We start from the raw sequence: 13,408 nt of genomic DNA, 5'->3' as shown, positions 1-13,408 counted from the left end.
ACTAACAGCCTAAAAGGTGACTCATGCGTCGCACTATCATACTGGCTCTGGCGGCCACATGCGTAGCACTAAGCACGCCAGCGTGGGCCAAAGACCAGTTAGTGCTCGCCATAGGCGGCGAACCGGAGCAGGGGTTCGACCCACTGCTCGGCTGGGGCCAGTACGGTAACCCGCTCTTTCAATCCACCCTGCTCAACCGAGGGCCGGATTTAACGCCCCAGCCAGGACTCGCCGCGACATGGTCGCTGTCGGACGATCATTTGACCTGGCGGCTCACGCTACGCACGGATGCCCGGTTTTCCGATAACACGCCGCTAACCGCAGAGGACGTTGCCTTCACGTTTAGTGCCGCCGCCAAAGCAGGCGGCAGAGCCGATCTCAGCGCCTTAGCGAGCGCCCGGGCCGTAGATGGCAATACCGTCGAACTGACTCTCAAGGCACCGCGCATTACGTTTATCGACCAGTTGATGACGCTGGGAATCGTTCCCCACGCCGAGCGAGACAATGGCTATGACGACGGGTACGGCAGACAGCCGCTGGGATCGGGCCCTTACCGGTTAGTCGAGTGGCAGGAGGGTGAGCAACTGATCGTAGAGCGCAACCCCTATTTTTACGGCCCTGCGCCGATCTTCGAGCGGCTAGTGTTCCTCTTCACCGATGAAGCTGCGACGCTCAGCGCCGCCCACGCGGGTCAGGTCGACCTGGCCGCCATCCCCCCGGCTCTGGCTGAGAACATTCCCGATCCGATGCGGCGGGTCATCATGGAGAGTGTCGATAACCGAGGCATTCTGTTTCCCATGCAACCAGACGAGGGCCAGCACGCCACCAACGGCGCCCCGATGGGGAATGACGTCACGTCCGACCTCGCCATTCGCCAAGCGATCAATCTCGCACTCGATCGGGAAACGCTTGTGGACGTAGCGCTGAACGGCTTTGGGCGACCTGCGTTTGGCCCTGCTGATGGCCTACCCTGGAGTCATGGGGATGAGCAACTCGCCACCCCTAACCTAGCCCGCGCGAACGCCCTACTGGACGAGGCGGGTTGGAAGCGCAAACAGGACGACGGGCTACGTTATAAAAACGGCCAACCGGCCCGCTTTCGTCTTACCTATCCCAGCAGCGACACCACCCGCCAACAGCTCGCTCAGGTGAGTGCCGAGATGGTGCGGCCGCTCGGCATCGAGATGCAGCCCACCGGCCGCCACTGGGACGAAATTCAACGGGAAGCCCTCCATCAAGATGCCATCGTGTTTGGTTTTGGCAGCCAAAGCCCTCAGGAGGTGTACTACCTCTTTCACAGTGCTCACGCCGGGGTCGGCTTCTATAACAGTGGCTACTACGCTAATGAGACGGTCGACCAACACCTGGAGGCAGCCCAAGCGGCGGCTAGCGCCGAAGACGCCTACCGGCACTGGCAAGCGGCCCAGTGGGACGGCACTACGGGCTATGGCGTACAGGGCGACACGAGCTGGGCGTGGATGGTCAATCTCGCTCACGTGTACGCCACCAACCGCTGCCTGGACCTTGGCGACCTGGGCGTTGCCCCGCACGGCCACGGCTGGCCGGTGACCGCCAATCTGCTCGAGTGGCGCTGGACGTGCGATTAGCGGTATGGCTCGCACACCGCCTTCTGCGGCTGATGCTCGTTCTGCTGTGCGTGGCCGCAGTGTCGTTTGGGTTGATGATGCTTTCCCCCATCGACCCGGTGGATGCCTACCTGGGCCCACAAATGGCTCAGGTCAGCCCAGAACAGCGGGCGCTGATTGCCGAGCGCTGGGGGTTTGACGCCTCACCAGCCGTGCAGTTTCGCCACTGGCTGCAGCAGTTGCTTAGCGGTGAGCTGGGCTGGAGTCATATCTACCATCAGCCGGTCAGCGATGTCATCGGCCAACGCGTTCATCGCTCGTTTCTCCTGCTGGGTGGCGCTTGGCTGCTCTCTCTTGCGTTGGGCATCTTGCTCGGCATCGCGGCTGGGAGCAACGAGGGCTCCTGGCTGGATCGTCTGATTAGCGGCTACGCCTACCTCACCGCGTCGACACCCACGTTTTGGCTTGCCATGCTGGCACTGCTGCTTTTTTCGGTCACGCTGGGGTGGACGCCTACCTGCTGCGCAGGGCCAACCGGCGTGCTGAGTCAAGAGGTCACGCTACTCACACGCCTTCATCACTTGCTGCTGCCTACCCTTACGCTGGCACTATTAGGTGTCGCGACCCTCACTCTTCACACGCGCGCCAAGATGGTGGCGTTCATGCGTTCAGACACTGCCCTTCACGCCTTTGCCCAAGGCGCTAGCCGTGTCGATATCGCCTGGCGCCACGGCCTGCGCCACGCCAGCCTTCCCGCGATTACTCTGGCGTTTGCTTCACTGGGCGAACTGTTTGGCGGTTCGCTCTTGGTCGAACATGTCTTTGCTTACCCAGGTCTTGGGCAAGCCACCGTCGCGGCAGGATTACGCAGCGACGTGCCGCTGCTGCTCGCCATATCGCTTTTCACCGCCCTCTTCGTCAGCGTAGGGAATCTGGCGGCCGATGGGCTCTCTCGATTGACCGACCCGCGGACTCGGCGGAGCCATACCAATGAGTAGCAAGCCGCGTTTGATCGCGGCAGGCTATGCCGCTTTACTGGCCCTGCTCGCCCTACTGCTACTTGGCAGCACCGCTTGGCTCGGGGATAGCCCGACACGGATGCAGTTCGCGGCGCGACTGCTGCCACCCAGCCCCGAGCACTGGCTAGGCACCGATGCCCTCGGGCGTGAGGTTTGGGCGCGAACCCTGGCGGGGCTTGCCTTGAGTTTTCAGGTAGGGTTGAGCGCTGCCTTGCTGGGCACGCTGGTTGCGTTGAGTCTCGCCAGTCTTGCCATGCTGTCCCCCCTGCTGGATGCGTTAGTGAGCCTGCTGATCGATACGCTATTGAGCGTGCCACACCTGCTGCTACTGCTACTGATTGCCTTTGCGCTGGGCGGCGGCACGGAGGCGGTCATCATCGCCGTGGCGCTGACCCACTGGCCGAGCCTTGCCCGCGTACTCAGAGCCGAGCTACGCCACGTTCACCATGCACCCTACGTGGCCATCTCCCGGGGGCTGGGTAAAGGTCAAGGGTTCATCATCAGCCGTCATTTGCTGCCTCATGTGCTACCCCACTGCCTCGTGGGCGCGCTTCTCCTCTTTCCCCACGCCATTTTGCACGAGGCCGCCCTGACCTTTTTAGGCGTCGGCCTCGACCCGACGCAACCCGCCATCGGCGTTTTACTCGCAGACGCGATGCGCTACCTGACCGGCGGCTACTGGTGGCTGGGGGTATTTCCAGGGCTGGGGTTACTGCTCATGGTGTTGGCGATTGGACGCTTCGCCTCGATGCTGCGCGAAGTGCTAGCGCGCTAGCGATTGTGACCAAGGAGTTTGCCATGTTGACCATCGACCGTCTGACCGTGCAGCTGCCTCACTACCCACGCTGGTGGCGGCGAGAGTGGACCTCCTGCATTGACTCACTGTCACTCCACTTACAAACGGGCGACGTGCATGCTGTCGTGGGGGCCTCCGGGGCAGGGAAAAGCCTATTGGCCTACGCCATTTTAGGGCTTCTGCCCCAACCGGCACGGGTCACCGGCGACGTGTTCTTCCAGGGGGAGAAACTGACACCGACCCGCCAGAAACGGCTGCGAGGCCATCAGTTGGCGCTCATTCCTCAGTCGTTGAACGCGCTTGACCCGCTCGCCCGCAGCCAGCATCAGGTGCGCTGGGCGGCCCAACGAGCAGGGCTCAGTCGCCCTGACGCTCAGCAGCGCGCCGATGGGCTACTGCGCCGCTACCAGCTCGACCACGCGGCGACTCACTACCCCCACGAGCTATCAGGCGGCATGGCGCGCCGAGTGCTCATCGCCATGGCCCAGGCGGGCAGCGCACGCTTGGTGATTGCCGATGAACCCAGCGTGGGTCTGGACCCCATCCAGCGCGATCGTGTGCTGGCAGCGCTCAAGGCGTTGGCGCGAGAAGACAAAACGGTGCTGCTAATTACCCACGACCTGCGCCATGCGCTCACCGTGGCTGATAAGGTCACCGTTATGCGCCAAGGCCAAGCGCTGGAAACCGCACCTGCGCAGGCTTTCCAAGGCCAGGGCGAACAGCTGACGAATGACTATGCTCGGGCACTCTGGCAGGCGCTACCGGATAACGCGTTCACCACATACGCCTCCCCACCTCAGCCCATGGAGCCAACGCTTGCTTGACGCCCATCAGCTATCGTTTCACTTTTCGCCACGCCAGCCGCTACTGGAGAAGGTCTCGCTACACCTGGCCCCTGGAGAGTGGCTCGGACTCAGCGGCGACTCAGGCGCAGGGAAATCGACGCTGGGCAAGCTGTTGGCAGGCCAGCTCACGCCCCATCAAGGCAGCGTGTGGGTAGATGGCTCGCCGCTGCCCAGACGTGGGCTACGCCCGGTGCAGTGGCTGCCGCAATCGCCGGAGCTGGCGGTCAATCCGCGCTGGCGGGTCGGTCAAATCCTCAAAGAAGCCTGGACGCCGCCCAGTGACCTGATGGCGGCATTTGGCATCGAGCCCGAATGGCTGACACGCTTTCCCAATGCTCTCTCGGGCGGGCAGCTACAGCGCGTGTGCGTGCTGCGCGCCCTCGCCCCTGGCGTGCGTTACGTGGTGGCCGATGAAATATCCACCATGCTGGATCCCATCTCCCAGCTAACGCTCTGGCAAGCACTCGACGGATACGCCAAGCGCCATGCCCTTGGCATCATCGTCATCAGTCATGATGCAGCGCTGCTCGACCGGCTATGCCACCGGCGCTACCACTTGGCCCACGGCCGATTAGGCACGACGCTCGAAGCGCCATAACCCCAGACAGATCAACAGAGTAACGCTCAGCAGCAGCCATGAGCCGATGGCCACCCCCTGCCACTGCGACCAACGCCAGAACGGCTCTAGCCAGAAACCGCCAATGCTCGCCCCCAGGTAGTAAAACACCAAATAGAGCGCCGAGGCGCTGCCTCGCGCCCCTCGGGCATAGCGCCCCACCCAGCTAGACGCCAACGAGTGGGCCATGAAAAAGCCGAAAGCGTTAATGGTCAAACCGAGAATGATGAGCGCCAGCGAGTCCGCCAGAGTAATGGCGGTGCCTAGCATGAGAATCACGATGCCCGCACTCATGCAGCTGGCGGGGGAAAAGCGCCCTGCCAACTTGCCTGACACTGTCGAGCCAAAGGTACCGCCTAGGTAGGTGAGAAAGATCAGTCCCAGGCCGCTCGCCGCCAGTTGATACGGCGCCTCCGCCAATCGAAAGGTGATGTAGCTATATTGATTGATAAAAATCAGGAAGTTGATACCGCCCAAACAATAGGCAGCGAGCAGCACGGGGGAACGCAGATGCCCCAACAGATCCGTCACTGCATCGCGCAGGTGAAAGCGTTTAGGCACGAAGGCTTGGCTATTGGGTAGCAACCGCCAAAAGAGCACACAGCCGACGACCGTCATGGCCCCTACCGCGAGAAACGCCGCCGTCGGCCCACCGATCGCCGCTGCCCCACCGCCCACGATACGCCCGCTGATCCCGCCTAGTGAGTTGGCGCCGATGTAGAGCCCCACGGCGCTCAGCAAGGCGGTTTTATCGAACTCGTCGCCCATCCAGGCAATCGCCACGGCGGGCAAGCCGCCAAGCACGAAACCCTGCAGCAAACGCAGTACCAGTAAACTTTCGAAGGTCGGTGCAAAGGCTAGGGCAAGCGACAGCCCGCCGGCCAAAAGAAGGGTGATGCGCATGATGCCTTCACGGCCAATCGCATCGGAGAGCGGTCCAAACACCAGCAGTGCCAGGGCCAACGAAAGGGTCGACACCGACATCAGCAAACTGACGCCCAGTGTCGACACCCCGTAGGTCTCTTTGAGGCCCGGCAACAACGGTTGTGGCACGTACAGATTGATGAATACCAGGAACGACCCTAAACATAGAGCCGCCGTCGCGCGCCACCAGGCGCGCGTTTTTGCTTCAATCATGTCCTTTCCAACAGTAACCGACGCCGCCAGCGCGCATTTACGGCAGGAAGCGACTGCTTAGCTGGGCAAGGTTGGTCGGCTCCAAGGCACGACGCGACTGCCAGTAATAGCGCCGCCAATAGCTATTGTCCAAGCTGGAAATAATCACGCCTTTCGACGTGGACGCATGGAGGAAATAGCCATTTCCGACGTAAATGCCCACATGGTTGTAGCGTCCGGGTGGGCGGAAGAAGACCAGATCGCCCGCCTGCAGCTCTTGGCGGTCGATCGGGCGTCCCTCATGCACTTGATCGTAGGTAGAACGGGGTAGCTCAACATCAAAGGTATCGCGGAACACGTTTCTGACCAGGGCCGAGCAGTCGATACCACGTTCGGTGGTGCCACCAATGCGATAAGGCGTTCCCGCCCACCGCTGGTGCTGCTCTAACAGCGCTTGGCGCACCACTGTTGGTGGTGGCGTCTGCAAACTGCGAAGATGCGCATCAATCGGGTCAACGGGCGACATTTTAGGATCGGCTCCCTCCATGCCCGGAAGCGACATCGAGAAATAATCCTCGGGGGCTTCCATGCCCTGGCGCGAGGCGGAGCCTGCACAGCCAGCTAACAAAGCAACGACGACACAAACACTCACAACACGGACAGCGGTCACAGCGGGGTGTGGCGACGCAACCATGCGATTAACCTCGTGACAGAATGAAAAATGGAAAAGACCCAAGCATGAGAAAACTCATTTTTTACAAACTCTGGACTATAAGCCAGTTATCCTATGCTTGGCGAGTCTAATGTAAGATTCGCTGATCCCCGGGCAACGTATCGATATGCAGCGGCGCGAAATGGCGCGGCTTGTTGCCGGGAAAATCCAGGCTCGCCCAGGGGCCGGCAAGCACCGGCGCACCGCACAGCCACGCCACCAGCGCTTGACGAAACCCGGCCAAGAAACTCTCTCGCTCAGGCGTTTCGCCCATGAAAAACGAGAAGCCGGCGTACATGCCTGCCGCATACTCCTGCCAACCAGCGTAGTGGTCTGCCGCCAACTGGTAGGCGCGGTCGAGCACGTTCGCAAACGCTGGCTTGTCGAGCCAACCTAGCTGCCGTGCCGCAATGGCAAGATCCACGAGTTGGGCAATATCCCAGGCGGCCATGTCAACGTCATTACAACCATCTTCGTTGGTGCTCACTCGGCGCAGACGCAGCAAGTGGTGACGCTCCTCTTCGCCGCAGTCGCCGGACTCCAATATGGCGATTTCCGCCGCCAACCGCTCCGGGTTCAGCGTATAGGGCGCGTAGTTGATCTGATATTCCTGACGGTCCCCAGCTTCCAACATGAAGGTCAAAAATTCCTGCATGTCGTCGGCACTGGTCAGGTGGTAGTGGCTCTCGACCCATTCGCGAATGTCGGCGCACTCGCGCGGACTTTCCAACTGCGGCTCGCTCCACACCGCGCTGTTCAGCGGCCCTACCAGCGACATCGCCGTGAAGTGAGTCAACGTTGGCCGCTCACCCGGCTCGCACCAAGCATCGGGGCGCCAATCCAACCAATGGAACAGGCTGCCTGGGTCTTCCAGATGCCACGCGATTTCATTGATCAACGAGTCATGCTCGGGCTCGGGCAGGCAGCTCTCCCAGGCAAACCAGGCCTCTAGCAGGCGCTTGGGCGTGGCATAAAAACGGCACAGGCAGCTTCGCAGAGCGCTGGCGTGCTGCATGAGCGGTTCGCGCTCGAACAGGCCGCTGTCGAGCGCCATGTGCAGGTAGAACGCAAACTTCTCGGCCATGTGAATCGTGGCGGCGTGACGACTGACTCCTTTCACCGCGTTACGCTGTTTTAGCTCATCAGGCGTGGGCTGGCCAAAGCGCGTTTGCGATGGAGGCAGTACGCCATGCACAGCATCTGCCGCGAGCTGGTTGAGGTGGTGCGCCTGAGCAGGAAGCCAGTAGCGCGCCAGCACCTGGTGACCTTCATCCGCATGCAGGCCAAGCGAATCCTGAAGGTAAACAGCGGCATCCGCGCGGCGCTGCTCGGCTATCGGGGCCGAGGGATTGAGTTGACGCAGCATGACATCCGGCTCGCGTACGCCAGCCAGGGCGAGCAGCCAATGGTGAGCCGTGTTGCGCCAGGCCTTGATACGCGTACGCGAGGCTTGCCGCGTCGGCTCGTCCAAAAGTGCAGCCAGCGAGTGCTTCCAGGGACTATGGGCAGCGTGCATTAACAGCTTGTGGCGGGCGCTGGGTGTCATCCCCCGCCGATCGACGCCCTCGAAGAGGCTTTGCCCGCGCAGGTAGGCTTTCAGCACTGCGTGCCAGTCGTGGTAACGGCGCCCCACGAGATCAGCCGCATGGGCCGCTAGGTCGTCCGCTTCCGCCTGGCTTAGCCAGCCACAGCAGGCACCGGCCCAGGCGAGCTCCACTAGCCGCAGCCAGTCCCAGGCGGCCCACTCCAACGGCTCGCCCTGATTGACGAACGTCGTGAGCACCGGTGCGTAGGGAGCATCGTTTACTGCCCCCCGCTGCCACTCTTGACGCTGCGCGTGATCCATGGTCAGAAGCTCGCGGGCTTCGATATCCCAGCGCTGACGTTCACCTTGAGCGCTTAGCCAGAGCATCACTTCCAGTAGCTGCTCACGGTCGTAAATCTGCCAGATACGCTCCAACCACTGAGTGGCGTCGGGCCAGTCGGCAGCGCTGGCCGGATAGCACACCAGGGGGCGAAACAGAGCACCTAGCCGCCAAGGCTGCGCTTCGGCGGGCTGCGGCCATAGCGATGTGGGAGCGTCGCGCTGGGCAAGCGCGGCATCCAGCGACTGCCAGGTCACCCCCTCCCCCTCGCTCTCCAGGTTGGACAGCGCTTGGCAAGCGTCGATGAAGCGGTCGTCGGCACCGGTTTCCCAACCTTTGGCCCCCAGCGCGCGACGTAGATCCGACAGCCACGCTCGCTGATCGCTGTAGTCCGACGTGATGCGTCGTATGAGATGGTGTGCCCAGTTCGTCGCCTGCGCTTGGCTCAACCAGCCCGCCGCGCCCGCCAGAGCGGCCCACTCCAGCGCACCCAGCAGCTGATCGGCACTGCCTGACGGTGCGCCCAGTGAAAAAAACAGCTGATCCGCCAACGCGCCACGATCGGCAATACCCAGCTGCAGCAAGCGCTGTTCAGCCGCTACCGCATCCACCGCCAGTGGGTGCGGTGTAAAAGCCCAGTCACACAGCACCAGCTGTTGGGCCCACCAGGTATTTAGTGCGTCGACCAAAAGACACCTCGAACAAGAAGCAGAAAGCGATCAATGAAAACCGTACAAAATAAAGCAGCCTGATAAGGCTGCCCAAAGACGCATAGTGTAACGGAAACTATTGCCAAGACCGATAGCAGCCGCACAAAACAGCGCTGCCCGGCACAAAGGCCGGGCAGCGGGTACCACTTAGGGGGAGAAGCGCTAAGCGCTTTTGACTTTACTGATCACCCATAACAAGACCACCGCCCCCACGGTCGCCGTCACCAGCGAACCGATGAAGCCGCCCGCCTGCAGCCCCAGCAGACTAAACAGGAAGCCACCTACGAGGGCGCCGACCACCCCCACACCGATGTTACCGAGTACGCCAAAACCGCCGCCACGCATGATGTTGCCAGCGATCCAGCCAGCTAAACCACCAATGATTAACCACGCAATAAAGCCCATACTACCTCCTTGGTTTCACTCAGCTTGGGGTTTTACCTTCAAACTATTCTTCCACCTATGCTTGTCCTACCATAGCACACGGCGCTACTGTTCTGCCCATTTGTTGCCTTTGCCCACAAGGATTCCCTTATGATTCCCGACTCCCTTAAACAGCTACTTAGCCACGTTGATGGCCATCAACGGGCCCATTGGGAAGGCCGTGACGTCGCGCTCTTCAACATGGCCTGGGGGAAATGGCGATCAGCCTACAGGGCGCTCAAGTGCTGCACTTCCAGCCAGCAGACGACACCGGCTGGCTGTGGGTGACGCCAACGCCGCAGGCGCTGCCGGGCGCGATCCGTGGCGGCATCCCGCTCTGCTGGCCCTGGTTTGCCGACGAGCGCTACGCCGATGAGAGCCCTGAGCGTAACGGCCCCTTCCATGGGCTTGCCCGCCACGCCATGTGGCGTCTGGACGCCGTTGACGACCACGCCGAAGGCATCGAAGTGCACCTGTCACCGGAAGAGCGCTTACATAGCCAGCTCACCGCCCGTGTGGTCATTCAAGCCAACGCCCAGCGGCTAAACGTTGAGATCATCAGCGAAAACATTGGTGATGCCCCGATCAAAACCAGCGGCGCACTGCATACCTACCTGGCCGTTAATGAGACGCATCAATGCCGCTTAGAGGGCCTCGCGGGTGCGCGCTATTTGGATAAGCTGCGTGACTTTGCGGAATCTGAGCAACAGGGCACGCTGGCGATTCGTGGCCCCGTCGACCGTATTTATCACACCAATGAAGCGGTGCTGCTCAACGACGGTCAGCGCACACTGCGCATCGGCAAGCAGTCCAGCGACTCCACGGTGGTCTGGCACCCGGATAGCGGCCTGCCCAGCGACACGCCCGCCGACGCCGCCAAACACTTTTTGTGCGTCGAGGCCGCCAATACGCGCCTTGACCCCGTTTGGTTGGTACCCGGGGCACAGCACCTGCTAGGGACGACAATAAGCCGCGGTTAATGATCGGTTCATTGAGGCTTTGCTATGATCAAGCCATTGATACCCCCAAGGAGCGACGATGGATCCACAGCAATGGCTGGAAGCAGCCACGCTTGCCTTTAACCTGATCGGTATGGTGGTGTGCTTGGTTGGCTTAACGCTTGCACAAAAAATGCAGCGCCGCTGGCCCGGCTATAGCCTCGCGGTCGTCGGTTTTATCATTGCGACCCTGCCCATGCTCTCCCAGCTTGTCTTGATGTGGCAGCGTTAACGCTCGACTACCTTGCCAAGATGCCCCACCCGATGAAGGAAGCGACAGGATGCGCCAGCCGTTAAGCCGCGAATTGAGCAACATGTTAGAGCGAAGCCGAGACCGGCAGCTGCGGCTGGCGGTAACGGGCCTTTCGCAAGCGGGTAAAACGGCGTTTTTAACCTCGCTGGTGAACCAACTACGCCATGCGGGCGTAGAAGCACAGTTAGACCTGCTACCGGTTGCCCGTGAAGGCCGCCTGCTAGGCGCGCAGCGTTTAAATCAGCCGGACTTAGGCGTGCCACGTTTCCCCTATGACCCCGGCATGGCCTCGCTGAGAGACGTACCGCCGCGCTGGCCCGAGCCCACCCGCGGCATTAGCGAGCTGCGTTTACAGCTGCGCTACCGCCCTGCCCAACAGGGCTGGTTTACGCCGGATATCGCTCACCTGACGCTGGATCTGTTCGACTACCCCGGCGAATGGCTGCTGGATTTGCCGCTACTGCAGCACGACTTCTACAGCTGGAGCCAGAGCCAAGCTCAGCACGAAGGCCCACACCGCCGGGCACTGTTTAGCGAATGGCTGGCCGAGGCAGAGCAGCTAGACCCCACCGCAGAAGCCGATGAAGCGCAGCTCGCCACGCTGGCCGAGGCCTACGCATTGGGCCTGCGTCGCGCCAAGCAGGCGGGCTTCTCTGACCTGCAGCCGGGGCGTTTTTTGCTGCCCGGCGAGCTGGATGGCGCACCGGTGCTGCAATTCTTCCCGCTGCCCGGATTAGATACGCCCAAAGAAACCCTCGACGCCCTGCCCGAATCGAGCCTCTACGCCACCCTGGCGGCGCGTTTTCGCTACTATCAGCAGCAGGTAGTTCGCCCCTTCTACCGCGACCACTTCCGCCGCTTTGACCGCCAGATTGTACTGGTGGACGTGCTGGGCGCGCTCAACGCCGGGCCGGAGCGCTTTGAGGATCTTTCCCGCGCGCTGCAACAGCTGATGAAGAGCTTTGATTACGGCAAGCGCAGCCTGTTGACCCGCCTGTTCGCTCCCAAAATTGACCGCCTCGCCATTGCCGCCACCAAAGCGGACCACGTGACGCCCGACCAACACACCCACGTGGTGCAGCTGTTAGAAGCGCTGCTGGCGGAGCCATTGAAAGACTTACGCTTTGCCGATATCCCGGTGAAAGCGCTGTCGCTGGCGGCCATTCGCGCCACCGAGGCCCGCGAAGTGCTGCATGATGGCAAGCGAACGCCAGCGCTGAAAGGCACCACGCTAGAAGGCGAAGACGTGCTGGTGTACCCCGGCGATGTGCCCAGCCGCCTGCCCAAAGCCGATTTTTGGCAGCAGCAAGGGTTTGATTTCCCCAGCTTCCGCCCGATGCCCGCCGATAGCGAGGCACTGCCCCACATTCGTATGGACGCCGCGATTGACTGGCTGATTGGAGACAAACTGACATGAGCAACCCTCAGCCCCGCCGCGACTTCCACACCGAAGCGCCGCCCGAACCTACCCAGGAAACCCTGCGCCAGCACGAACGCTTTGCAGCGACTGAATCGCACCAGCCGCTGGCGACCCAAGCCGAACTCAAAGCGTTGCCGGAAGAGACCCTTGGCGCGCCCCGCAAGCGTCGCTGGGGGCTGATGTTCACCTTGGCAGGCGGTGCCACACTCGGCACGGTAGAGCTTGCAACCGGCATTCCTGACGCGCTGTCCCAGTCCCATTGGATGGCGATGGCGTGGCAGCTGTTTGGGATTAGCCTGATTGGCTTGGGCGGCATATCGCTTCTCAAGGAGCTGGGCCGTTTGCGGCGCTTAAAGCGGCACGATCAGCTACGGGCCAACCTAGCCGAGCTTCCCCAGCGCTCCAGCCAGCAGGCCCAGGCGATGGCCGTTCAATTAAAACAGCAGCTTGCACTGAGCAACGACGACCCGCACTGGCTGGCCTTTCAGCGAGCGTGCCAGCCGCACCATAGCGGTGAAGAGATTCAAACCCTGCTGCGCTACCACCTGCTAGCCCCCCGTGACCGGGAAGCTCAGCGATTGATTACGCGCATGTCGGGGGAAACCGCCATCATGGTGGCAGTTTCCCCGCTAACTCTGGTGGATATGGCGCTGGTGGCGTGGCGCAGCCTTGCCATGGTGGATCGGTTGAGCCGCCTGTACGGCCTGGAACTTGGCTACGCCAGCCGCCTGCGGCTATTTCGCCACGTGCTGCACAACATGGCGTTTGCAGGCGCCAGTGAACTGGCTACCGATGCCAGCATGGACATGCTCTCGCTGGATTTGGCAGGCCGCCTTTCAGCAAGAGCCGGCCAGGGCTTAGCGACGGGGCTGCTGAGCGCCCGCCTGGGCCTGCGCGCGCAGCGGCTGTGCCGCCCGGTAGCGTTTACACCCGAAGAGCAGCCCAAATTGGCAGACCTTCGCCAGGACCTCTGGCGGCAGATCAAGCGGCTTGATAAAGAGCCCGCCCCCGCCGCACGCAACAGCGATTAATACCGCTCGCTCACCCAG

General features: G+C 61.8%; 12 protein-coding genes and 1 pseudogene. 9 read left to right on the top strand and 4 right to left on the bottom strand.

The features are described 5' to 3' along the window. Positions 1-23 precede the first annotated feature (23 nt). Genes CTT34_RS05615 through CTT34_RS05595 form a run of 5 tightly spaced genes read left to right on the top strand, consistent with a single transcriptional unit; the run spans position 24 to position 4,844 of the window. Positions 24-1,607 (top strand): ABC transporter substrate-binding protein, encoded by a 1,584-nt coding sequence (locus CTT34_RS05615; protein WP_159341562.1) that lies wholly within the window; start codon positions 24-26, stop codon positions 1,605-1,607. Further along, a complete protein-coding gene (locus CTT34_RS05610; RefSeq protein WP_159341561.1) occupies positions 1,598-2,584 on the top strand; it encodes an ABC transporter permease in 987 nt (328 codons plus the stop codon). Before CTT34_RS05615 ends, CTT34_RS05610 begins: the two co-directional genes overlap by 10 nt. Then, a complete protein-coding gene (locus tag CTT34_RS05605) occupies positions 2,577-3,380 on the top strand; it encodes an ABC transporter permease (RefSeq protein ID WP_159341560.1) in 804 nt (267 codons plus the stop codon). Before CTT34_RS05610 ends, CTT34_RS05605 begins: the two co-directional genes overlap by 8 nt. Before the next feature lie 23 nt (positions 3,381-3,403). Next, positions 3,404-4,225: an ATP-binding cassette domain-containing protein gene (locus tag CTT34_RS05600; RefSeq protein WP_159341559.1), complete on the top strand. Its 822-nt coding sequence runs from the start codon at positions 3,404-3,406 to the stop codon at positions 4,223-4,225. Further along, the gene (locus CTT34_RS05595) at positions 4,218-4,844 is read left to right on the top strand and encodes an ABC transporter ATP-binding protein (protein ID WP_159341558.1); all 627 of its coding nucleotides are present in this window, start codon (positions 4,218-4,220) and stop codon (positions 4,842-4,844) included. Before CTT34_RS05600 ends, CTT34_RS05595 begins: the two co-directional genes overlap by 8 nt. Here the strand turns inward: CTT34_RS05595 and CTT34_RS05590 are convergent. The 4 genes from CTT34_RS05590 to CTT34_RS05575 all read right to left on the bottom strand — a co-directional run bounded on the left by CTT34_RS05590 (position 4,818) and on the right by CTT34_RS05575 (position 9,670). Further along, positions 4,818-5,999, bottom strand: a complete 1,182-nt coding sequence (locus CTT34_RS05590; protein WP_159341557.1) for an MFS transporter — start codon at positions 5,997-5,999, stop codon at positions 4,818-4,820. The genes CTT34_RS05595 and CTT34_RS05590 overlap by 27 nt on opposite strands. Positions 6,000-6,036: 37 nt before the next feature. Beyond that, the gene (locus CTT34_RS05585; protein WP_159341556.1) at positions 6,037-6,672 is read right to left on the bottom strand and encodes an NlpC/P60 family protein; all 636 of its coding nucleotides are present in this window, start codon (positions 6,670-6,672) and stop codon (positions 6,037-6,039) included. Positions 6,673-6,778: 106 nt separating this feature from the next. After that, positions 6,779-9,244, bottom strand: coding sequence for a DUF1266 domain-containing protein (locus CTT34_RS05580; protein WP_159341555.1), 2,466 nt, complete (start codon positions 9,242-9,244; stop codon positions 6,779-6,781). A 183-nt stretch (positions 9,245-9,427) separates the two neighbouring features. Next, entirely contained in the window at positions 9,428-9,670 is a 243-nt protein-coding gene (locus CTT34_RS05575) for a GlsB/YeaQ/YmgE family stress response membrane protein (protein WP_139525453.1), read from the bottom strand. 129 nt (positions 9,671-9,799) lie between these two features. Between CTT34_RS05575 and CTT34_RS05570 the strand changes: the two are divergent. From CTT34_RS05570 to CTT34_RS05555, 4 genes and pseudogenes are all read left to right on the top strand, one after another. After that, positions 9,800-10,668 (top strand): annotated as a pseudogene (locus CTT34_RS05570) (D-hexose-6-phosphate mutarotase). A gap of 58 nt (positions 10,669-10,726) precedes the next feature. Continuing rightward, positions 10,727-10,918: a hypothetical protein gene (locus CTT34_RS05565; RefSeq protein ID WP_058576924.1), complete on the top strand. Its 192-nt coding sequence runs from the start codon at positions 10,727-10,729 to the stop codon at positions 10,916-10,918. A gap of 49 nt (positions 10,919-10,967) precedes the next feature. After that, positions 10,968-12,356 (top strand): YcjX family GTP-binding protein, encoded by a 1,389-nt coding sequence (locus CTT34_RS05560; RefSeq protein ID WP_159341554.1) that lies wholly within the window; start codon positions 10,968-10,970, stop codon positions 12,354-12,356. Then, positions 12,353-13,390, top strand: coding sequence for a YcjF family protein (locus CTT34_RS05555; RefSeq protein WP_159341553.1), 1,038 nt, complete (start codon positions 12,353-12,355; stop codon positions 13,388-13,390). The genes CTT34_RS05560 and CTT34_RS05555 overlap by 4 nt, the downstream gene beginning before the upstream one ends. Positions 13,391-13,408: the final 18 nt, after the last annotated feature.

The organism is Halomonas meridiana (assembly GCF_009846525.1).
In the GTDB taxonomy this organism is placed as follows: Bacteria; Pseudomonadota; Gammaproteobacteria; order Pseudomonadales; family Halomonadaceae; genus Vreelandella.
The sequence above is the reverse complement of the archived record's forward strand: the minus strand, read 5'-3'. Positions and strand labels throughout refer to the sequence as shown.